Genomic DNA, 20,969 nt, shown 5'->3' on the forward strand with positions numbered 1-20,969 from the left:
CGGGCGCCGTCCGCTCAGCTGGGCGTGAAGTCGGCCCCGAGCACCACGATGACGTCGGCCACGGTCTGGCTGGTCGTCGCCACCTGCACGGCGGTGGCGGGCACCTTGAGCGCCGCGGCGATCTCGTTGCCCCACCGCAGCGACTCCGCCGACGCGTCGGGGACGACGATCGCGGTGGTCGGCTGGCCGAACGAGGACGCGTTGCCGCCGTTGACGTAGGTGTAGCCGGCGTCCACGATCCGCTGGCGGGCGGCGGCGTTGAGGCCGGGCCGGCCGTCGCCGTTCTGCACCAGCACGCGGACCTTGGAGTTGGGTCCGGGCGTGCGCATCGCGTCCGGCAGCAGCTGGTTGACCATCGCCGCCGCGGCCTCCTGGTCGACCCGCGAGGCGGCCACCCCGCCGGTGTCCAGGGGCGTCACGGGCAGGTTCTGGTAGGCGACGTTGTCCGAGAGCACGTCGGCGTGCATGCGCACCAGGAAGGCGGCGAGGTCGGCCACGGGCGCGGTGGACTTCGACGACGCGCCCAGGCCGGTGAGGATCGGCTCGACCTTGGAGGGGTCGCTGGGCAGCTTGCTGATCACCAGGCGCAGCACCTGGGTGAAGCGCGCCATGCGCGCCTCCTCGGGCTCGCCGGGGCCGAGGTAGGACGCGTACCTCGCGGCCTGCGGCCCCTCGAGGGTCTGCGCCTTGCCCGCCGGGATCACGACCACCTTCGTGCCGTCGGGCTCGGTCTGCACGACGTCGGTGTCGACGTCGACGATCACCCCGCCGACCGCGTCGACGAGCCCCGAGAACGCGAGCGGGTCCATCGTGAACGTGGCGTTGACGTCGACGCCGATCGCGTCGCTCAGGGCGCTGGCCGAGGCGTCCGGCTGCGTGAGCCGGACGATCTCGCCGAAGGGCAGCGCCCCGCCGGTGGCGACGTCGAGCACCACGTTGGGCGGGATGGAGATGTCGTTCGCCCGGCCGGTGCGGCCGCCGACCGACAGGAGCGCGTTGCTCACCGCGATGCCGTCCTCGCCCTTGAGCTGCACGAGCAGCGTGGGCTGGCTCGGCCCGGTGGGCGTCGCGGGAGGCGACTCCGACGCGTCGGGCTCGGCCGACCCCCGGCCGAACACGAGGAACCACGTCGCGATGATCACCACGAGGATGCCGAGCACGAGGCCGCTCACCATCAGCGCGCGTCGCTGCGAGGTGATCGACGACTGCCGGGCCGCCTCCTCCGCCGCCCTGCGCCGCTCGGCGCGGCTGCCCTCCGCAGCGGCGAACACGGCCTCCGGCGAGTCGGCCGCGCCGGCCGGCACCACGGTGTCCGAGCCCGGCGGTGCCGCGGGCGGTGACGGGGGCGGGACGGCCGGGGCGCCGGCGGCCGCCGCGGCCAGCGGGCCGGGCGGGGTGGTGGGCGAGGGCGCCATGAGCGGGGGTCCGGTGGGCGCCGCGCTCGGCGCGCCGGCGGCCGGGTCGGGCGCCGGATCCGGTGCCGGGCCGTCCGGGCCGGCGGCGTGCGCCGCCGGGTCGTGCGCGTCGTCCCAGTCGCTCATGCCTGTCCCCCGTCCGGCCACGTGCGCCGGGTCATGACTGCGCCGCGTAGAGGCCGCGCTTGGCGACGTACTGCCACACGCCGTCGGGCACCAGGTAGCGGATCGGCTCGCCGCGCGACACGCGCGACCGGCAGTCGCTCGAGGAGATCGCGAGCGCCGGGATCTCCACCAGCGTGACGCGTCCCTGGGGCAGGCCGGGGTCGAGCAGCGCGTGCCCCGGACGGGTGACGCCGACGAAGTGCGCCAGCGAGACGAGCTCGTCGACGTCGTGCCAGCCGGCGATCGAGGAGAGGGCGTCCGCCCCGGTGATGAAGTAGAGCTCGGTGTCCTGGTCGGCCTCGGCGTACTCCGCGGCGAGGTCGCGCAGGGTGTCCACCGTGTACGTCGGACCGTCGCGGTCGACGTCGACCCGGCTGACCCGGAAGCGGGGGTCGGCCGCGGTCGCGATCACGGTCATGAGGTAGCGGTCCTCCGCGGGAGTGACGGCGCGGTCGGCCTTCTGCCAGGGCCGTCCGGTGGGGACGAACACGACCTCGTCGAGGTCGAAGCGGTGGGCGACCTCGGACGCGGCGACGAGGTGGCCCTGGTGGACGGGGTCGAACGTGCCCCCCATCACCCCCACGCGCTGCATCGGACGCGGACCGCGACCGGGGTCAGCGGTCGATGTTGAAGCGCGTGACGACGATGAGCAGCACGAGCAGGGTGCCGAGCGCGAGCGCGCCGAAGAACCACTTGCTCGGCTCGAAGTACACGATGGTCTCGGCCAGGCTCGCAGCGGCGTTCATCGACCCGTCCCCTCACGATTGGGCGCCCTACGTCGTGGGCCCTCGGAGGATACCAACCCGACCGCCGGGGTCGGCGCACCGGCGGGACCGTTCCGGTCACGGTCCGGTCGCGGTGCGGACACGCGTCGTCCCAGGTCAGGCCGCTGCCGGCGGACTCGTCGGCGTCAGCCGCGCACGTGCCCGTCGCCGGTGACGACGTAGGTGGTGCTGGTGAGCTCGGCCAGGCCCATGGGGCCGCGGGCGTGCAGCTTCTGGGTGGAGATGCCGATCTCGGCCCCGAAGCCGAACTCGCCGCCGTCGGTGAAGCGCGTCGAGGCGTTGACCATGACCGCGGCCGAGTCGACCCCGGCCACGAACCGAGCGATCGCCGAGGCGGAGTCCGACACGATCGCCTCGGTGTGGCCCGTCGACCAGCGGCGGACGTGCTCGAGCGCGGCGTCGAGGTCGTCCACGACGCCCGCGGCGATGTCGAGGGAGTAGTACTCGGCCGCCCAGTCCTCGTCGGTGACCGGTGCGAAGGCGATGCCGGCGGCCTCGGCGTACGGCGCCATCCGCTCGTCGCCGTGCACGGTGACGCCCTTGGCGCGCAGCGCCTCGAGCGCGCGCGGCAGGAACGCGTCGGCCACGTCGCGGTGCACGAGGAACGTCTCGGCGGCGTTGCACACGCTCACCCGCTGCGTCTTGGAGTTCACCAGGATCGCGACGGCCTTGTCGAGGTCGGCGTCGGCGTCGACGTACACGTGGCAGTTGCCGACGCCGGTCTCGATGACCGGGACCGTCGACTCCTCCACCACCGACCGGATGAGGGCGGCGCCCCCGCGCGGGATGAGAACGTCGACCAGGCCACGCGCGGTCATCAGGTGCTTCACCGACTCGTGCGTGGTGCCCGGCACGAGGGCGATGGCGTCGACCGGCACGGCCGTGCCGGCCAGCGCCTCGCGCATCACCTCGACGAGCGCCATGTTGGAGTCGTACGCCGAGGACGAGCCGCGCAGCAGCGCCGCGTTGCCGCTCTTGAGCGCCAGCACCGCGGCGTCGACGGTGACGTTGGGGCGTGCCTCGTAGACCATCCCGACGACGCCGAGTGGCACGCGCACCTGGCTGACGGCCAGGCCGTTGGGCAGCGTGTAGCCGCGCACGACCTCGCCGACCGGGTCGGGCAGGGCGGCCACGTCGCGCACGGCGTCGGCGATCGCGGCCAGCCGGGCGGGGGTCAGGGTGAGCCGGTCGACGATGGCCGGGTCGGTGCCCTGGGCCTCGGCCCGCTCGACGTCGCCGCGGTTGGCGGCCACGACGCGCTCGGTGGCGGCGTCGAGCGCGTCGGCGACGGCGAGGAGGGCGGCGTCCTTCTGCGCGCGGGTGAGGGTGCGCAGGACGACGGCGGCGCCGCGCGCGCGGCGTGCCACGTCGAGGACGGCGTCGCGGTCGGCGGCAGGGGCGGAGGTGCTCGTGTCGGTCACCCTCCGAGGGTAGGAGACGCACCCGCCCCCGCGGCAGGGCCCGCACGTTACTGCCCGAAAGCGCGGATCCGGCGCCCCGGATCCGGTCGTTCGGGCAGTAACGACGGGTCCGGGTCAGGTCGTGGCGAAGCGCAGCCAGACCTGCTCGGAGCCCCGGGGCGTGGTCTCGACCTCCTCGCGGACGACGCCGTCCACGGCGGCCCCGGCGGCCACGGACCGCCAGAACACCGCGGCGCCGGCGTTGACCTCCTGGAAGGCCACCGCCCATTCCCCCGGGTGGGCCGCCAGCACCTGCGCGGCCGCGGCCCGCCCGACACCGCTGCGCCGGGCCGCCCGCACGACGAGGAACGAGAACACCGACCGCGCACCGTCGGCCCGGCGCCGCGTGCTCGCCAGCCCCGCCACGCGACCGTCGGCCAGGATGAACCACGCGTCGCGGTCGGGGTCGCTCACGAGCATCGCGGGGACCCCGGGCCGGAACAGGCCGTCGGGGTCGGGCCGGCTCCGCCAGAACTCGGCCATCTCGTGCCGGTCGAGCTGCCAGAGTCGCTCGACCACGGGCAGGTCGTCAGGCACGGCACGGCGCAGCACGACCTCAGGCACGCCCGCACTCTGCCACCGCGCGCCCTGCCCGCGCAGCACCCACCGCCCGACGTCGCGTCCGACCCGAGGCCGGCCCGGGTCCGGGTCGTCCCGGCCGTGACGTCGTCGCCGAGGAGCAGAGAGCGGCGCGCTCGGGGCCGCCCGTCATGCCAGGGCGGCGACGCCAGTTCCGGGCGGCGCTGCCGCCCGCTTGGCGCGGCGCTCGTCGACCATGAGCCGGATCCAGACCACGACGCCCGCCACCGCGACCGTGACCAGGGCGGCCTCGAACGCGAGCACCGCGAGGAGCACGCCGGCCGGGATGTCGAGGTGCTCGGCCGCGCGCTGGGAGAGCACCCCGGAGGCAGTGAGCGTCGCAAGAGCAGCACCCGCCGCGTCGTGCAGGGAGTGCAGCCCGATCGACGCGCCCAGCCACCCGGTGCGCAGCCGCACCACCCCGAACCACAGGCCCAGCGGCGTCACCACGATCGCCTGGAGGACGGCCGCCCCCCAATCACCGGTGACCAGCCCGTTCGCCACGTGCAGGGCCCCGAAGCCCAGGGACGTCACGAGCAGCACCCGGGAGACCGGCCACCGGGCGGGCAGGGAGGCCCAGAGCAAGCCGCGGAACACCGTCTCCTCGAGGACACCGATCGCGAGCACGTTCACCGCCAGCACCGCGTACCAGCGAGGCGCGACCCCCTGGGCGGCGCCGGCTGCGGCCACGAGACCGAGGCAGATCACCGCCTCGGCGACGGCGATGAGCCGCACGGCGAGGCCCGCGCCCGGCCGGGGGACGTAGCCCACCGACCGCCACCAGCGGCCGACGAGCACGACGCCCACCACCACGGCGGCCCCGACGAGCTCGCCGACCCACACGCGCTGGGTCAGCACGATCACGATGTCCGGGTGCTGGGCGCCCTGGAGCCACGTGAGCGCCGCGCGCCCCACGATGACGGCCACCAGCAGGAGCGGCACCCACAGCGGCGGACGCCGTCCCTCGACGAGCCGCAGCGCGGGACGTGGGCGACGCGGCGGCGCCGGGGGCCACGCTTTGACGGGCGGGGCGACGCCGACGTCCTGGCGAGCCGGTGGCGGCGCCCACTCCGGGGGCGGGTTCCAGCGGGGCTCAGCGGGTGGGGGCGCCAGCCCGTCCGGTCGGTCGCTCACCACGCCCCCCCTCGCCGCCGAGGGCGGCCGCTCAGAACGGGGCGACGCCGACCAGCGACACCGGCGACATGGTGGTACGCCCCCGTCGGTGGAACGTAGCGCGGTCCACGACCTCGACCCCCACGACGCGCCAGCCCGGCAGCGACGCCGAGGCCCGGTGGTCGTCCCACAGGCGCAGCGCCAGGGCGACGACGGCGTCGGCGTCGGGCGCCTCCTCCCAGTACCGCACCTCGGCCACGTCGGTGCCGTACCGGCCGGAGAGCAGGAACGGGTGCTCGGTCGCGAGCCGCTCGAGGCCGCAGCGGATCTCGGCCTCCGGCACCGCCTCGCCGGCGACCGTGAGCGTCACGTGCCAGAACGGCCAGCCGGGCACGTCACCTCCGGGTGGGGCGCTAGGGGCGCAGGACCACGAGGTCGTCGCGGTGGACGATCTCGCGCTCGTACGCCGGGCCCAGCTCGCGGGCCAGGTCGCGGGTGGAGCGGCCCAGCAGGCCCGGGAGCTCTGTCGCATCAAAGTTGACCAGCCCGCGCGCGACGGCGTGGCCGTTTTCGTCAACCAGGTCCACGGGATCACCGGCCACGAACGACCCGTCGACGGCGGTGACGCCCGCGGGCAGCAGCGAGAGGCGGCGCCGGACGACGGCGTCGACCGCGCCGGCGTCGAGGTGCAACCGGCCGCGCGCGTCGGTGGCGTGCGCGAGCCACAGCAGCCGGGTGCCCGTGCGATGACCCGTGGGGTGGAACAGCGTCCCCACGGCCTCGCCGGCCAGCGCCCGGCCCGCCTGCGCGGTGGAGGTGAGGACGACGGGGACGCCGGCCGAGGTCGCGATGCGCGCCGCGTCGACCTTCGTGACCATCCCGCCGAGGCCCACCCCGGAGCCGGTGCCGCGCAGCACCACGCCCGCGAGGTCGTCCTCCCCGTGCACCTCCGGGACGAGCCGCGAGCCGGCCCGGCTCGGCGGGCCGTCGTAGAGACCGTCGACGTCGGAGAGCAGCACGAGCAGGTCGGCGTGCACGAGGTGCGCCACGAGGGCCGCGAGCCGGTCGTTGTCGCCGAACCGGATCTCCTCGGTGGCCACGGTGTCGTTCTCGTTGACGATCGGGACGACGTCGAGCTCGAGCAGCTTGTAGAGCGTGCGCTGCGCGTTGCGGTAGTGCGAGCGACGGGTGACGTCGTCGGCGGTGAGCAGCACCTGGCCCACGGTGCGCCCGTGACGGCCGAACGCTCCGGTGTAGTGGGCGAGCAGGATCCCCTGGCCCACGCTGGCTGCTGCCTGCTGCGTCGCGAGGTCGCGCGGGCGCCGGCCGATGCCGAGCGGACCGATGCCTGTGGCGATCGCGCCCGACGACACGAGCACCACCTGCGAGCCGGCGGCCAGCCGAGCGCCGAGGGCGTCGACGAGGGCGTCGACGCGGTCCGGGTCGAGGCCTCCGCCTGGCGCCGTGAGCGACGACGAGCCGACCTTCACCACGACACGGCGCGCCCCAGTCACGACCTGGCGCTCGCTGCTCACGCGGCGCATCCTCTCAGGCCGCCCGCCGGTGGCCGCGCGGCCCCGTCGCGGGGCGACTCCGTCGGGTTCCGGCGCCCCTGTCACCGGAGGCGGCCACACTGCGGGTCGTGGGCACGTGGGACTTCCGCGGACGGCTGCGCCGGTGGCCCGGTGCGGCCGCCTGGTACTTCGTCGCGCTGCCGGATGAGGTCGCCGACGACGTGCGGTCGCGCCGCGAGCGCGTCGGCTTCGGCTCGGTGCGGGTGCGGGTCACCCTCGGGGCCACCACCTGGGGCACGTCGGTGTTCCCGGACTCGGCGAGCGGGTCCTACCTGCTGCCGGTCAAGGCGGCGGTGCGGCGGGCCGAGGACCTCGACGACGGCAGCGAGGTGCGCGTGCGGCTCGAGCTCGCCTGAGCGCGCCGCCCGGCTACTGGTAGAGGCGGTCGTCGCTGCCGCGCGGGCCGGTCAGCGGCGTGCCGGCGGCGATGCTGGGCTGCCAGTCGAAGACGACGGCGTCGTCCTCCGGGCCGATGAGCACGGTGGCCCCGGCCGTCGCCCCCAGCTCGAGCAGCCGCTCCTCCACGCCGAGCCGGGCGAGCCGGTCGGCGAGGTAGCCGACCGCCTCGTCGTTGCTGAAGTCGGTCTGGCGCACCCAGCGGCGCGGCCGCTCGCCGCGCACGCGGTAGCGCACGCCGCCGTCCTCGTCCGGCTCCGTGACCACCTCGAAGCCGCCGTCGTCGACCGCCTGCGGGTTGAGCACGATGCGCGGCGCGACCTCCTCGGGCGCAGCCGCGCGCGCGGCCGCGACGAGCTCGGCCATGGCGAAGCCGAGCGCCCGGAGCCCGTCGTGCGCCGCCGCGGACACCTCGACGACGGTGAGCCCCCGCTCGCGCAGCATCGGGGCGACGAGGTCGGCGAGGTCGCGGGCCTCGGGCACGTCCACCTTGTTGAGCGCGACGAGCCGCGGCCGGTCGGCGAGGTCGCCCTCCGTGCCGCCGTACTGCGCGAGCTCGTGCTCGATCGCGTCGAGGTCGCTCACCGGGTCGCGGCCCGGCTCGAGCGTGGCGCAGTCGAGCACGTGCACCAGCACGTGGCAGCGCTCGACGTGGCGCAGGAACTCCAGGCCGAGGCCCTTGCCCTGGCTGGCGCCGGGGATGAGGCCAGGGACGTCGGCCACCGTGAACACGGTGTCGCCCGCGGTGACCACGCCGAGGTTGGGCACGAGGGTGGTGAACGGGTAGTCGGCGATCTTGGGCCGCGCCGCGGACATCGCCGCGATGAGCGAGGACTTGCCCGCGCTGGGGAAGCCGACGAGCGCGACGTCGGCGACCGACTTGAGCTCGAGGACGACGTCGCGCGCGTCGCCGGGCTCGCCGAGCAGCGCGAACCCGGGCGCCTTGCGGCGCGGCGAGGCGAGGGCGGCGTTGCCCAGGCCGCCGTGGCCGCCCTGGGCCACGACGTACTCCATGCCCGGCGCGACGAGGTCGGCGAGCACCGCACCGCGGGAGTCCTGCACGCTCGTGCCGGGCGGCACGCGCAGCACGAGGGACTCGCCGTTCGCCCCGTTGCGGTGCCCGCCCTCCCCCGGGCGGCCGTTGCCGGCCCGGCGGTGGGGGCCGTGGTGGTACTCGAGCAGCGAGGTGACGTTGGTGTCGACGACGAGCCGCACGTCGCCGCCGTGCCCGCCGTTGCCGCCGTCCGGGCCGCCGAGGGGCTTGAACTTCTCGCGGTAGACCGACACGCAGCCGTGCCCGCCGTCGCCGGCGGCCACGTGCAGGACGACGCGGTCCACGAACGAGGTCACGGGACTGCCTGCTCTCCGAGGGACGGGGTGGGACGGGGCCGTGCTCGTGGCACGGGCCGGGACATGCGTGAGGGGGCGAGCCGAGCGGCTCGCCCCCTCACGGAGTCATGCGTGGCGCCGGTGGGTCACTCGCCGACGACGTTGACGACGCGGCGGCCGCGCGCGGTGCCGAACTCCACGTTGCCGGCGGCCAGGGCGAACAGCGTGTCGTCGCCGCCGCGGCCGACGTTGGCGCCGGGGTGGAAGTGGGTGCCGCGCTGGCGGACGATGATCTCGCCGGCCTTCACGTACTGACCGCCGAAGCGCTTGACGCCGAGACGCTGCGCGTTGGAGTCGCGACCGTTCCTGGTGCTCGAGGCACCCTTCTTGTGAGCCATGGTCCGTCCCTACTTCGACGTCTCGATGCCGGTGACCTTCACGCGCGTGAGCTGGGCGCGGTGGCCCTGCCGACGGCGGTAGCCGGTCTTGTTCTTGTAGTGCATGATCCGGATCTTCGGGCCCTTGGTGTGCTCGACGACCTCGGCGGTGACCGTGACGCCGGCGAGCGCCGCGGCGTCGCTGGTGACGGTCTCGCCGTCGACGAGCAGCAGCGCCGGGAGGGTCAGCGTGGCGCCGGCCTCGGTGCTCACCCGGTCGAGCTCGAACACGTCGCCGACGGCGACCTTCTCCTGGCGGCCGCCGGCCTTGACGATCGCGTACACCGCGGATCTCCTTCTACGGACGTTCTCGGAAACGCTCACGGCGAGGCTCCCCCGGCAAGGGGGTGCAGGCGCGTGGTGACGTCGAGGTGCGTGGGCACCGAGGGTCAAGGGTACGAAGCGGGCGCCCGACGGGTCAAACCGCGGGCTCCCGGGCCCCTCAGCCCGCCGGGGAGCCGGACACCTCCGGGGTCGCTGCCTCGGCCGACCCGGCCGCCGGACCCGCCTTGCGGGTGGCCTTGCGGGGCCCCCGGGTCCGGCGGGCGGGCGCGGCCGCAGCGGGCTTCTCGGCGTCGGCAGTCTCGGCCGCCGGGGCCGCGGGCTGCTCGGTGCCGGGGGTCTCCTGCGCCTCCGCGGCGGGGGCCGAGGCGTCCACCGGCTCCCCCGCAGCGGCCGCAGCAGCCGCCGCGGCAGCATCGGCGGCGCGCTTGGCGGCCGCGGCGTGCACCTTCTCCATGGCGGCCGACACGGTCGGGTCGATGGCCCGGGGCTCGACCTCGGGCGCCGCGGGTGCCGCGGCCGCACGCTTGCGCCGCCCGCCGCGGGCCGGCTCGGCCTCGGCCTCCTCGCCGCCGCGGCGCTTGCGGGTGCGACCCGCGGGGCCCTCGGACTCCACGGCCGCGGCCTTGGCCACCACCGGCTCGGAGTGCACGTGGTAGCCCCGGCCCTGGCAGTGCTCGCAGGGCTCGCTGAACACCTCGAGCAGCCCCTGCCCGATGCGCTTGCGGGTCATCTGCACGAGCCCCAGCGAGGTGACCTCGGCCACCTGATGCTTGGTGCGGTCGCGCCCGAGGCACTCGAGCAGGCGGCGCAGCACGAGGTCGCGGTTGCTCTCGAGCACCATGTCGATGAAGTCGACGACGACGATGCCGCCGATGTCGCGCAGCCGCAGCTGGCGCACGATCTCCTCGGCCGCCTCGAGGTTGTTCTTGGTGACCGTCTCCTCGAGGTTGCCGCCCTGGCCGGTGAACTTGCCGGTGTTGACGTCGACCACGGTCATCGCCTCGGTGCGGTCGATCACCAGCGAGCCGCCGGAGGGCAGCCACACCTTGCGGTCGAGCGCCTTGGCCAGCTGCTCGTCGATGCGGTAGTCGGTGAACAGGTCGCCGGGGCCCACCCACTTGTGCAGCCGGTCGGCGAGGTCGGGGGCGACGCCGGTGACGTACTCCTCGATGTCGGCCCAGGCCTGGTCGCCCTCGACCACCAGCGAGCCGAAGTCCTCGTTGAAGATGTCGCGGACGACCTTGATGGCGAGGTCGGGCTCGCCGTGGAGCAGGGTGGGCCCGTTGTTCGCGGCCGCCTTCGCCTTCTCCTGGATGGCCTCCCACTGGGCCGCGAGCCGCTCGACGTCGCGGCGCAGCTCCTCCTCGCTGGCGCCCTCGGCGGCCGTGCGCACGATGACGCCGGCGTTCTCGGGCACCACCTGGCGCAGGATCGCCTTGAGCCGGGCGCGCTCGGTGTCGGGCAGCTTGCGGCTGATCCCGGTCATCTGCCCCTCGGGCACGTAGACCAGGAACCGGCCGGGCAGGGAGATCTGCGCGGTGAGCCGGGCGCCCTTGTGGCCGAGCGGGTCCTTGGTGACCTGCACCAGCACGCTGTCGCCGCTCTTGAGCGCCGCCTCGATCCGCTTGGGCTGGCCCTCGAGGCCCGCGGCGTCCCAGTTGACCTCGCCCGCGTACAGCACCGCGTTGCGGCCGCGGCCGACGTCGACGAACGCGGCCTCCATGCTGGGCAGCACGTTCTGGACGCGACCCAGGTACACGTTGCCGATCATGGAGCCGCCGGTGCTGCGGTTGACGTAGTGCTCCACGAGCACGCCGTCCTCGAGCACGGCGATCTGGGTCCGGTCGTCGCGCTGGCGCACGACCATGGTCCGGTCGACCGCCTCGCGCCGGGCCAGGAACTCGGCCTCGGTGAGGATCGAGGGACGCCGCCTGCCGGCCTCGCGACCCTCGCGGCGGCGCTGCTTCTTGGCCTCGAGGCGGGTGGAGCCCTTGACCGAGGTGACCTCCGAGGCGGCCGAGCGCGAGCGCGGCTCGCGGACCCGCACGACGGTGTTGGGCGGGTCGTTCTCCGCGCCGTCGGACTCCCCCGCGCGACGGCGGCGGCGCCGGCGCCGGCGGCTGGAGGCCGAGCCGGACTCGGTGTCCTCGTCGCCCGCCCGCTCGTCGGTCTCCGAGGGGGCCTCGGCCCCCTCGTCGGCGGCCGAGTCGTCCTCGCCGCCCTCGCTGTCGGCGTCGGTGCCGGTGCGCCGGCGCCGGCCACGGCCGCCGCGGCGGCGCCGGCGGCGGGCGCCGCCCGGCTCCTCCTGGTCGTCGTCGTGCTCGTCGGGCTCGGCCGCCTCCGGCGCACCCTGCTCGGCGGCGACCTCGACGGCCTCCTCGGCCTCCTCGGTCTCGGCCTCTGCGGCCTGCTCGGCCTCGGCCGGCGCGGCCGGTGCGGCGCCCCGGGCGGACGAGGAGCGGCGCGAGCGGGTGGGGGCGGCCTCCGCGGAGGGGGCCTGGAACATGAGCAGCCCGGCGGCCGGGGCGGCCGGCGGCTCGACCGGCTCGGGCTCCACCACGGCGCTGAACGCCGGCGCGGGCACCGCGGCCTTGCGGCGCCGGCCGGGGGCGGGCTCCGCGCTCGGGGCGTCGTGGGCGGCCGGTCCGGTCGCCACGGGGACGTCGTCGGCGCCCGCCTCCGCCTTCGCGGCGGCGCTCGTCGCCGTCTTCTTCGCTGTCGTCTTCGCCGTCTTGGCGGTCTTGGCCGCCTTCTTGGCCGGCGCGGCGGTCTTCGCGGTCTTGGTGGCCTTGGTGGTCTTGGCGGCCTTCTTCGCGGTCGCCTTGGCCGCCGGCTGCTCCGCGGCCGCGTCGGTCGCGGGGGCGTCGCCGTCCGGGCCCGTGGGGCCGGAGGGCTCGGACGCCGTCGCGACGGGCGCGGGCGGCCCGGCCGGGCGGCCGGCGGCGCGGCGCCGGCGGGGTGCCGGGGCGGTGCCGGCGTCCGGGGTGTCGGTGGTCTCGGGGGTGTCGGTGGGGCCGTCGGTCACGAGCTGCGCTCCAGTTCCGACCTCCGGGCGCCCCGGGGGCACCGCGCGGAGGTCATGGCGTCCGGGGCGGGCCCCGGACGAAAGCCGATGGGATGCGTCCTCGTGGATCCGGTGGGATCCGGCTCGGGCGCCGACTCGGTCAGCCGCGATCGGGCGCGAGCGGGTCGGTCACCGCGTCCGTCGCGGGGCCGGTGCTCGCGTCCGCGACCAGCGGCCCCTGCGCCAGCCGGGTCACCCGGGAGGGGACCGGCGGCACGAGGTCGGCCACGAGCCGGAGCGCGGCGAGGACGTCGTCGGGTCGGACGGACGGTGTGACGTGCCGCACGACCAGGTCGAGTATCGCACAGGGACCGCCGTCCGCCGCACCGGTCGCCGCGAGCGCGGCGCCGTCGCGGACCTCGAGCCGCACGACCGGCCCCCGGGCGTCGAACGTGCGAGGGCCGGACTTGGTCATCCGGGACACCTCGACGGCCGAGGCGGCGAGGAAAGCCGCTGCCGCGGCGCGGGCCGCCTCCGGCTCCACCTGCGGCAGCTCGAGCGTCCAGACGCTGGCCTGGAGGCGGTCGGCGAGGTCCGGGGTGCGCACCTCCACCACCTCGAGGACGTCGAGCCCGGGAGGCAGGGCGGCGTCGAGGGCGGCGCGCACGGCCTCGGGGTCGAGCACCTCGGTGACCGCGAGCTCGGCGTACTCGGCCTCGCTCGCCGCCCCCGTGGGCGCGGCGTTGGCGTAGCTGATCCGCGGGTGCGGGTTGAAGCCCTGGCTGTAGGCCATGGGGACGCCGGTGCGCCGCAGCGCGCGCTCGAGGGCGCGCTGGAAGTCGCGCGTGCTGGTGAACCGCAGCCGCCCGCGCTTGGCGTAGCGCAGGCGCAGCCGCTGGACGGTCGGCGCGACGTCGCGGACCGGGGCCTGGCGCGCCATCAGCCGTCGACCGGGCCCGCCGAGGCGGCCACGAGCCCCGCGCCGCGCAGCGGGAGGGCGGGCATGCCGAGCAGCGTGGCGCCGGTGGGGCCCACCTGGATCTCGGTGCCCATCTGGTCGCACACACCGCAGTCGAAGCACGGGGTCCAGCGGCAGTCCTCGACCCCGACCTCGTCGAGCGAGTCCTGCCAGTCCTCCCACAGCCAGTCCTTGTCGAGACCGGAGTCGAGGTGGTCCCAGGGCAGCACCTCGGTGTGCTCGCGCTCGCGCGTGGTGAACCAGTCGACGTCCACCGGGACGTCGGCGAGCGCGTGCTCGGCCGCGGCCATCCACGCGTCGAAGGAGAAGTGCTCGCTCCACCCGTCGAACCGGGCGCCCTCGCGCCAGACCCGCTCGATCACGCGGCCCACGCGACGGTCGCCGCGCGAGAGCAGGCCCTCGACGATGCCGGGCTTGCCGTCGTGGTAGCGGAACCCGATGGCCTTGCCGTACTGCCGGTCGGCGCGGATGGCGTCGCGCAACTTGCGCAGCCGCGCGTCGGTGGTCTCGTGGTCGAGCTGCGCCGCCCACTGGAACGGTGTGTGCGGCTTGGGCACGAAGCCGCCGATCGACACCGTGCAGCGGATGTCCTTGCTGCCGCTGACCGAGCGGCCCGTCTCGATGACCCGGCGCGCGACCTCGGCGATCTGCAGGACGTCCTCGTCGGTCTCGGTCGGCAGCCCGCACATGAAGTAGAGCTTCACCTGGCGCCAGCCGTTGCCGTAGGCCGTCGCGACGGTGCGGATGAGGTCCTCCTCGGTGACCATCTTGTTGATCACGCGCCGCATCCGCTCGCTGCCGCCCTCGGGCGCGAAGGTCAGCCCGCTGCGCCGGCCGTTGCGGGTGAGCTCGTTGGCCAGCTCGATGTTGAACGCGTCGACCCGGGTGCTCGGCAGGGAGAGCCCGGTCTCGGTGCCCTCGTAGCGGTCGGCCAGGCCCTTCGCCACGACGCCGATCTCGCTGTGGTCGGCGCTGGAGAGGCTGAGCAGCCCGACCTCCTCGTAGCCGGTGCGGGCCAGGCCGTTGTCGACCATCTCGGCGATGGTCACCGCGCTGCGCTCGCGCACGGGCCGGGTGATCATGCCCGCCTGGCAGAACCGGCAGCCGCGCGTGCAGCCGCGGAAGATCTCCACGCTCATCCGCTCGTGGATGCTCTCGGCGAGCGGCACCAGCGGCGCCTTGGGGTAGGGCCACTCGTCGAGGTCCATGACGGTGTGCTTCGAGACCCGCCACGGGACGCCGGGCCGGTTGGGCGCGACCCGCGCGATCCGGCCGTCCGGCAGGTAGTCGACGTCGTAGAACCGCGGGACGTAGACGCCGCCCGTGCGCGCCAGGCGCAGCAGCAGCTCCTCGCGGCCACCGGGCCGGCCCTCGTCCTTCCAGGCCGCCACGACGTCCGAGATGGTCAGCACCGCCTGCTCGCCATCGCCGAGCACGGCGGCGTCGACGAAGTCCGCGATCGGCTCGGGGTTGAAGGCGGCGTGGCCGCCGGCCACGACGACGGGGTGCGTCTCGTCGCGGTCGGCCGCGTGCAACGGCACGCCGGCCAGGTCGAGAGCGGTCAGCATGTTGGTGTAGCCGAGCTCGGTCGAGAAGCTCACGCCGAGCAGGTCGAACGCGCCGACCGGCCGGTGGGAGTCGACGGTGAACTGCGGCACCCCGTGCTCGCGCATGAGGCGCTCGAGGTCCGGCCACACCGCGTACGTGCGCTCGGCGAGCGCGTCGGGCCGCTCGTTGAGCACCTCGTAGAGGATCTGCACGCCCTGGTTGGGGATGCCGACCTCGTAGGCGTCCGGGTACATGAGCGCCCAGCGGACGGACGCCGAGTCCCACGGCTTCGTGACCGCGTTGAGCTCGCCGCCGACGTACTGGACCGGCTTGGTCACGAGCGGGAGCAGGGCCTCGAGCTGGGGGAACACAGACTCGACGGACACGACGACCTCTCTGGCCTCTCTGGCACGAGCAGGACCGCGGCTGCGCGGCCTCGGGAGCACGACGATCCTAACGGCGCCCCGCCGCACCGGCCGCCGGGCGCGGAGCCGGGCCGCTACTCCTGCGCCCTGAGGTGCACGTTGAGCAGGAGGCCTATCGCGAGCCACGACGCGAACATCGACGTGCCCCCGTAGGAGACGAACGGCAGGGGGACGCCGGTGACCGGCATGATCCCGAGGTTCATCCCGATGTTCTCGAACGCCTGGAAGGCGATCCACACGGCGACCCCGGAGGCCACCAGGCGGCCGAAGAGGTCCGAGGCGCGCAGCGCGATGCGCACCGCACGCCACAGGATGAGCCCCAGGAGCAGCACGATCGCCACCGCGCCGGCGAACCCGAGCTCCTCCCCCGCCACCGAGTACACGAAGTCGGTCTGGTTCTCCGGCACGAAGTGGCCCTGTGTCTGCGGGCCGTGGAAGAGGCCCGCACCGAACAGGCCGCCCGACCCGATCGCGATGCGCGCCTGCTGGGTGTTGAACCCGATCGTGCGTGCGTTCGCGTCGGGGTTGGCGAAGGCCGTCAGGCGGTCGAGCTGGTACTGCTTGAGCAGCCCGACCTGGACGGCGACCACGGCCACCAGCGCGCCGCCGACCAGGATCCCCACGAGCCACCGCGCCTTGGCGCCGGCCACCGCGATGATGCCGAAGACCATGCACGCGATGACCATCACGGTGCCGAGGTCCGGCTGGAGCATGATCAGCGCGATCGGGACGCCGGCCACGCCGAGGGAGTAGGCGACGTCGATGTCGCGCGGCTCGTTCTCGGCGTCGCGCTTCTCCGACAGCAGCATCGCCATGCCGAGGATGATCGCGATCTTGGCGAACTCGGCCGGCTGGATGGTGAAGCCGCCGGGCAGCGCGATCCACGCCTTGGCCCCGTTGATCCGAGCGCCGGCCACGAGCACGAACAGCAGCCCGAGGATCGACGCACCCCACAGGAACGGCGTGTACGCGCGCAGCAGCCGGTAGTCGAACCTCGAGACGAGCACGGCGAACGCGATGCCGACCACCACGTTGACGAGCTGCTTCTTGAGGAAGCTGTCCGGGTCGAGGCCGTGGTCGATCTGCGAGCCGCGCGTGGCCGACCACACCAGCAGCGACCCGATGGCGGACAGCGCCAGCGCCGCGACCACGAGCGACCAGTCCATGCGGCGCCACACCGAGGTGGACCGCCGACGCTGCACCCCGGCCGAGGGGTAGGCGAGCGTCATCCCGACCACAGCCTCGGCGTCGGCGGCGGTCGGCGGCGCCGTCGTCGCGCCCGGCGGCCGAGCAGGCCGCCGCCCAGCAGCACCGGCAGCACCGCCACCGCGCCGTTTGCCGTCGTCGACGGGTCCGGCGAGGCGCCGTCGTTGGGCGCGGCGGTGGCGCCCGTCGTGGCGGTGCCGGCCGCGGTGGTGGCGCCGGCGCCCGCGGTCGTGCTCGCAGGAGTGATGACGGACTTCGGCATGCCCGGGTAGACGGGAGTGCCGTCGGAGCGGACCTGCGGCAGCTTCGTCGTCGGGGCGCCACCGACCAGGACCGACTTCTTCGGGTTCACCGTCGAGCCGTTGACGCCGAAGAGCGCCTCGTAGATCTTGCGCACGCTCGGCGCGCTGGTGCCCGAGCCCGTGCCGCCCTGGCTCACCATCATGACGACGGCGTACTTGGGCTTGTTCGCCGGCGCGAAGGTCGCGAACCACGACGTCGACTGCTGCCCGTTGGACGCCTGGCCGGTACCGGTCTTGGCCGCGACCGGGATCTTGTCCAGCGGGAAGCCCACGAACGGGTTGTAGCCGGTGCCGTAGGGCTTGCTGGTCACCTCGGAGAACGCCGACCGCAGGAACGCGAGGTTGGCCTGGGACACCGGCAGCCGGCCCGTCTTCTTGGGCTTGAACACCTTCACCAGCTTGCCCGAGGAGGACACCAGCCCCTTGCCGATCTCCGGCGCGTACAGGGTGCCGCCGTTGGCGAGCGCGGAGAACGCCGTGGCCACCTGGAGCGGCGTGACCGCGGTGTCGCCCTGGCCGATGGCGAGGTTGACCTCGTCACCCACCTGGTAGAGGTCGCCGTACTTGCAGTTGTCGATCGCCAGGGCCTTCCAGTACGCCGCCTTGGTGCGGTCCTTCACCTCGGGGTAGCCGTGGGTCGCGCGGTAGCAGTAGTTGTCCTTGTTGGCCAGGTAGTTGGCCTCGGTGAAGTCGCGGCCGCCGACCCGCCCGCTCGACTCGCTCGGCAGGTCGATGCCGGTCTTGCGCCCGTAGCCGTAGGCCCTCGCCATGTTCTCGATGGCGTCCTTGGGCTTGGTGGGGTGCAGGCCGCCGTCCTTGAGCCACATGTCCGCCGCGACCTGGTACCACATCGTGTCGCAGGACACGGCCAGGCCCTTGGCGAGGTCGACGGGCCCGGGCGCCTCGCCCTCGAAGTTGCTGAACTTGCGGCCACCGATGGTGAGGTAGGAGGGGCACTGGTAGGTCTGGTTGGGCGTGTAGCCGTTCTGGAGCGCGGCGGAGGCCGACACGATCTTGAAGGTCGACGCCGGCACGAACAGGCCCTGGGTCGCCCGCGAGATCAGCGGCAGGTTGGCCTTGGGCGCGGTGAGCTTCGCGTACTCCTTCTTGGAGATGCCGCCCACCCACACCGACGGGTCGTAGCTCGGGTAGGAGGCCAACGCCAGCACGTGCCCGTTGGTGACGTCCATGACCACGGCGGCGCCGGAGTCGCCCTTGTAGTGCTCGGAGGTGCCGCGCACCGTCTGGCTCCGCGCCCGCAGGATCGCCTCGTGGAGCTGCTGCTCCACCACGGACTGAAGGTGCGCGTCGATGTTGGTCACCAGGTAGTCGCCCGGCGTCGACGGGGTGTCGCTGACGGTGCCGGTCACGTCCATCGAGAGGTTGACCGAGAGCTGCTTGACGCCCGGCACCCCGCGCAGGGCGGAGTCGTACTCGGCCTCGAGACCGGAGCGCCCGATGAGGTCCGTGCGCTGGAGCCGGCTCGCGACGGGCAGGTTCTTGCCGGCGTCGAGGGCCGCCTGCTGCGCCTGGAGCTCGGTGTCGTTGACCGGGCCGAGGTAGCCCAGGATGTGCGCGGCGTTCATGCCGTAGGGCGACTCGTACTCGCGCACGGCCTCCAGGCCGGCGGTGACACCCGGGTAGTCCGAGCGCTTCTCCATGATCCGCAGGGCGAGGTCCTCGCTGATGTCCTTGGCCACGGGGATCGGCTGGTAGGGCGAGCCGTTCCAGCAGATCGGCGGGCGCTCGTGGGCGTCCGGGCCGCAGATCTCGAGTCGGTACTTGAGCGAGGTGTACGTGACGCCGAGCGCCTTGGCCAGGCGCGAGAGCACCGCGACGCCGTGGTCCTTCTGGTCGGCGAGCACCTGCCGGTCGACGCTCACGACCAGCGACGTGCGGTTGGCCACGATCGGGCGGCCCAGCTGGTCGAGGATCAGCCCGCGGGTGGCCGGGGTGACGACGTAGCGGTACTGGTTGGCCGACGCCTTCTGCGTGTACACCTCGGCGTTGACGACCTGGATGAAGAACAGGCGCCCCACGAGGGTCACCACGAGCGACAGGAGCAGCACGCCGAGCACCGCGAGTCGCAGGTTGGACCGCTCGCTCACTGGTGGGGGCTCCTCGGGTCGGTGCGTCGGTCGGACGGTCGTGGACCGGTCCGGGGGTCCAGAGGCGTGGACGACGTGCGCCGCCACGGGGTTCCCGGGGGTGACGCACGACTCACGCGGACCGCCCCAGGCTACCTGCGCTCGCGGGCGGCGACTCCCGCTCCCGCGCAAGCCGGACGGCCGGTCCGGAGCCGGCCGGCGCTCCTGGGCCGGGCCCTCGCGCGGAGCAGGCGCTCAGCGGACCGGCTCGTAGCGCGTCTGCGGCGGGTCGACCCGGCGCCAGAGGGCCGTGACCAGGGGCACCACGAACGCGGCGAGGACGAGGGCGTAGCCCAGCTGCGTGAGCACGAGCCCCGGCACGCGGTCCCACGACACCCGCGGGTCGCCCACCACGCCGCCCACGACGGCGATCCCCAGGGTGGTGGCCGCCGCCAGCAGCCCGGTGAGCCCCACGGTGAGGAACGCGCCGCGCTCGCGCACCCCCAGCAGGCCGGCGAGGTAGCCGACCACCACGAAGACGACCGCGGTCAGCCCCAGCACGCCGTCGGAGGGCGGGACGACGTCGAGCAGGACGCCGGCGAGGAACCCGGTGACGGCGCCGCGCACGGGTCCGCCCACGAACCCCAGCGCGATCACCGTGACGGCCAGCAGGTCCGGCGTCGCCCCCGGCAGGTGCAGCAGCGGCAGCACCGTGAGCTCGAGGATCAGCGCGGTGAGCACGAGGACGACCTGGAGCGTCGCGCGCAGCCACGCCACGTCAGGACGCCGAGGGGTTCGGGGACGGGCTGCCCGAGGCGGACCCGGACGGCGTGCCCGAGGCGCTCGTGCCCGGCGTGGCCGTGCCCGTCGCGGTGCCGCTCGGCGCGGCCGTCGGCGAGGTGGTGGGCTTGGGTGGCAGGACGGCGTCGCGCGGGTCGGTCCGCGGGGGCTCGACGATGACGCCCACGAGGTCGAGCGTGGTGAAGTCCACGAACGGCACCACGGTGGCGATGCGGGTGAGCTGCCCCGGCGTGCCCGACACGGCGGTGATGGTGCCCAGCGGCACGCCCTGCACGTACACGCCCCCGCCGCCCTTGACGCCGGAGGACACCAGCCGCTCCCCCACCGCGACCGGCGCGAACGGGTCGAGCAGCTGGAGCTCGAGCCGGCCGGTCTCGCCGGTGCCGTTGAGGAACCCGGTCTGCATCGAGGACTCGACCCGGGCGCCCACCGTCGAGGTGCTGTCGACGATGAGCGCCACGGTGCTCGTGGTGGGGCCGACGGACACGACCCGGCCGACGAGCCCCTGCCCGTTGACCACGTTCATGTCGACCTTGATGCCGTCGAGGCGGCCGACGTCGATGGTGATCGTCTGGGCGAAGCCCTGCGCCGGCCCGAAGGCGATGGCCTGGGCCGGCACCGTCTTGTACTGGCCGGCGCCGGCCAGGCGCAGCAGGTCGTCGAGCTCCTGCGCGCGCTTGCGGGCGTACTCGGTGAGGTTGACCTGGCTCTTGAGACTGTCGACCTGAGCCTGAAGGTCAGAGATCTGCTGGTCCTTGGACCCCAGGCTGCCGATCGACCCCAGGAAGTCGCGCACCGGCCGCACGATGGCGCTCGCGGCGTTCTCGACCGGGCCGAAGAAGCCGGACGCCGACTCCCGCGCGCCGTCGCCGCCCCCGCGCAGGCTGAGCACCACGAGCGTGAGGGACGTCAGCAGCAGCAGACCGAGGATGGTCCGCGTGCGCCTGGTGTCCCGCACGGTGCTCGGCTCTCCTTGCTGGTGGTGGCGTCCCGGCCGGTCGGCCGGGGGGCGCCGCTGAGGTCAGGGTGCCCGTGACCCGGCCGTGGATGCTACGGGCCCGCGTCACGCGTGCGCCCGC

Annotated in this window: 18 protein-coding genes; 1 reads left to right on the top strand and 17 read right to left on the bottom strand. The window is 74.5% G+C overall.

All coding sequences use genetic code 11. The annotated features are described in order from the left end of the window. Positions 1–14: 14 nt before the first annotated feature. The 7 genes from GC157_14255 to GC157_14285 form a co-directional block, all read right to left on the bottom strand. Positions 15–1,541, bottom strand: coding sequence for a hypothetical protein (locus GC157_14255; protein ID MBI1378623.1), 1,527 nt, complete (start codon positions 1,539–1,541; stop codon positions 15–17). A gap of 31 nt (positions 1,542–1,572) precedes the next feature. After that, complete coding sequence (locus GC157_14260) at positions 1,573–2,172, bottom strand: nicotinate-nucleotide adenylyltransferase (GenBank protein ID MBI1378624.1); 600 nt, start codon at positions 2,170–2,172, stop codon at positions 1,573–1,575. Positions 2,173–2,490: 318 nt separating this feature from the next. Continuing rightward, entirely contained in the window at positions 2,491–3,786 is a 1,296-nt protein-coding gene (locus GC157_14265) for a glutamate-5-semialdehyde dehydrogenase (GenBank protein ID MBI1378625.1), read from the bottom strand. A 114-nt stretch (positions 3,787–3,900) separates the two neighbouring features. Beyond that, complete coding sequence (locus GC157_14270) at positions 3,901–4,389, bottom strand: GNAT family N-acetyltransferase (GenBank protein ID MBI1378626.1); 489 nt, start codon at positions 4,387–4,389, stop codon at positions 3,901–3,903. Positions 4,390–4,533: 144 nt separating this feature from the next. After that, a complete protein-coding gene (locus GC157_14275; protein ID MBI1378627.1) occupies positions 4,534–5,538 on the bottom strand; it encodes a CPBP family intramembrane metalloprotease in 1,005 nt (334 codons plus the stop codon). Positions 5,539–5,569: 31 nt separating this feature from the next. Continuing rightward, complete coding sequence (locus tag GC157_14280) at positions 5,570–5,911, bottom strand: hypothetical protein (protein MBI1378628.1); 342 nt, start codon at positions 5,909–5,911, stop codon at positions 5,570–5,572. Between the two features lie 19 nt (positions 5,912–5,930). Next, positions 5,931–7,061, bottom strand: a complete 1,131-nt coding sequence (locus tag GC157_14285; protein MBI1378629.1) for a glutamate 5-kinase — start codon at positions 7,059–7,061, stop codon at positions 5,931–5,933. Between the two features lie 98 nt (positions 7,062–7,159). Between GC157_14285 and GC157_14290 the strand changes: the two genes are divergently transcribed. Next, positions 7,160–7,447 carry a DUF1905 domain-containing protein gene (locus GC157_14290; protein MBI1378630.1) on the top strand — a complete coding sequence of 96 codons (288 nt, stop codon included), beginning with the start codon at positions 7,160–7,162 and terminating at the stop codon, positions 7,445–7,447. 13 nt (positions 7,448–7,460) lie between these two features. Here the strand turns inward: GC157_14290 and obgE are convergent, their stop codons facing one another. The 10 genes from obgE to GC157_14340 form a co-directional block, all read right to left on the bottom strand. After that, a complete protein-coding gene (gene obgE, locus GC157_14295; GenBank protein ID MBI1378631.1) occupies positions 7,461–8,837 on the bottom strand; it encodes a GTPase ObgE in 1,377 nt (458 codons plus the stop codon). 125 nt (positions 8,838–8,962) lie between these two features. Further along, entirely contained in the window at positions 8,963–9,214 is a 252-nt protein-coding gene (locus tag GC157_14300; GenBank protein ID MBI1378632.1) for a 50S ribosomal protein L27, read from the bottom strand. 9 nt (positions 9,215–9,223) lie between these two features. Continuing rightward, a complete protein-coding gene (rplU, locus tag GC157_14305) occupies positions 9,224–9,538 on the bottom strand; it encodes a 50S ribosomal protein L21 (GenBank protein ID MBI1378633.1) in 315 nt (104 codons plus the stop codon). Between the two features lie 157 nt (positions 9,539–9,695). Then, entirely contained in the window at positions 9,696–12,713 is a 3,018-nt protein-coding gene (locus GC157_14310) for an Rne/Rng family ribonuclease (GenBank protein MBI1378634.1), read from the bottom strand. Continuing rightward, positions 12,703–13,482, bottom strand: a complete 780-nt coding sequence (locus tag GC157_14315; GenBank protein MBI1378635.1) for a DUF2344 domain-containing protein — start codon at positions 13,480–13,482, stop codon at positions 12,703–12,705. Before GC157_14315 ends, GC157_14310 begins: the two co-directional genes overlap by 11 nt. Next, entirely contained in the window at positions 13,482–15,455 is a 1,974-nt protein-coding gene (locus GC157_14320; GenBank protein MBI1378636.1) for a TIGR03960 family B12-binding radical SAM protein, read from the bottom strand. The genes GC157_14315 and GC157_14320 overlap by 1 nt, the downstream gene beginning before the upstream one ends. Positions 15,456–15,568: 113 nt before the next feature. Continuing rightward, positions 15,569–16,723: a rod shape-determining protein RodA gene (rodA, locus tag GC157_14325; protein ID MBI1378637.1), complete on the bottom strand. Its 1,155-nt coding sequence runs from the start codon at positions 16,721–16,723 to the stop codon at positions 15,569–15,571. Continuing rightward, positions 16,720–19,281 carry a penicillin-binding protein 2 gene (mrdA, locus tag GC157_14330; protein ID MBI1378638.1) on the bottom strand — a complete coding sequence of 854 codons (2,562 nt, stop codon included), beginning with the start codon at positions 19,279–19,281 and terminating at the stop codon, positions 16,720–16,722. Before mrdA ends, rodA begins: the two co-directional genes overlap by 4 nt. Before the next feature lie 63 nt (positions 19,282–19,344). Further along, positions 19,345–19,866 (bottom strand): rod shape-determining protein MreD, encoded by a 522-nt coding sequence (gene mreD / locus GC157_14335; GenBank protein ID MBI1378639.1) that lies wholly within the window; start codon positions 19,864–19,866, stop codon positions 19,345–19,347. Between the two features lies 1 nt (position 19,867). Continuing rightward, positions 19,868–20,848 carry a rod shape-determining protein MreC gene (locus GC157_14340; GenBank protein ID MBI1378640.1) on the bottom strand — a complete coding sequence of 327 codons (981 nt, stop codon included), beginning with the start codon at positions 20,846–20,848 and terminating at the stop codon, positions 19,868–19,870. Positions 20,849–20,969 lie beyond the last annotated feature (121 nt).

It is taken from the genome of Frankiales bacterium (genome assembly GCA_016125335.1).
GTDB lineage: Bacteria > Actinomycetota > Actinomycetes > S36-B12 > CAIYMF01 > Longivirga.

Excerpts from the sequence above, each read along its gene's own strand:
- GC157_14285 (MBI1378629.1), bottom strand. The coding sequence starts at position 7,061 with ATGCGCCGCGTGAGCAGCGAGCGCCAGGTCGTGACTGGGGCGCGCCGT.
- GC157_14315 (MBI1378635.1), bottom strand. The coding sequence starts at position 13,482 with ATGGCGCGCCAGGCCCCGGTCCGCGACGTCGCGCCGACCGTCCAGCGG.
- GC157_14255 (MBI1378623.1), bottom strand. The coding sequence starts at position 1,541 with ATGAGCGACTGGGACGACGCGCACGACCCGGCGGCGCACGCCGCCGGC.
- GC157_14300 (MBI1378632.1), bottom strand. The coding sequence starts at position 9,214 with ATGGCTCACAAGAAGGGTGCCTCGAGCACCAGGAACGGTCGCGACTCC.
- GC157_14260 (MBI1378624.1), bottom strand. The coding sequence starts at position 2,172 with ATGCAGCGCGTGGGGGTGATGGGGGGCACGTTCGACCCCGTCCACCAG.
- rodA (MBI1378637.1), bottom strand. The coding sequence starts at position 16,723 with ATGACGCTCGCCTACCCCTCGGCCGGGGTGCAGCGTCGGCGGTCCACC.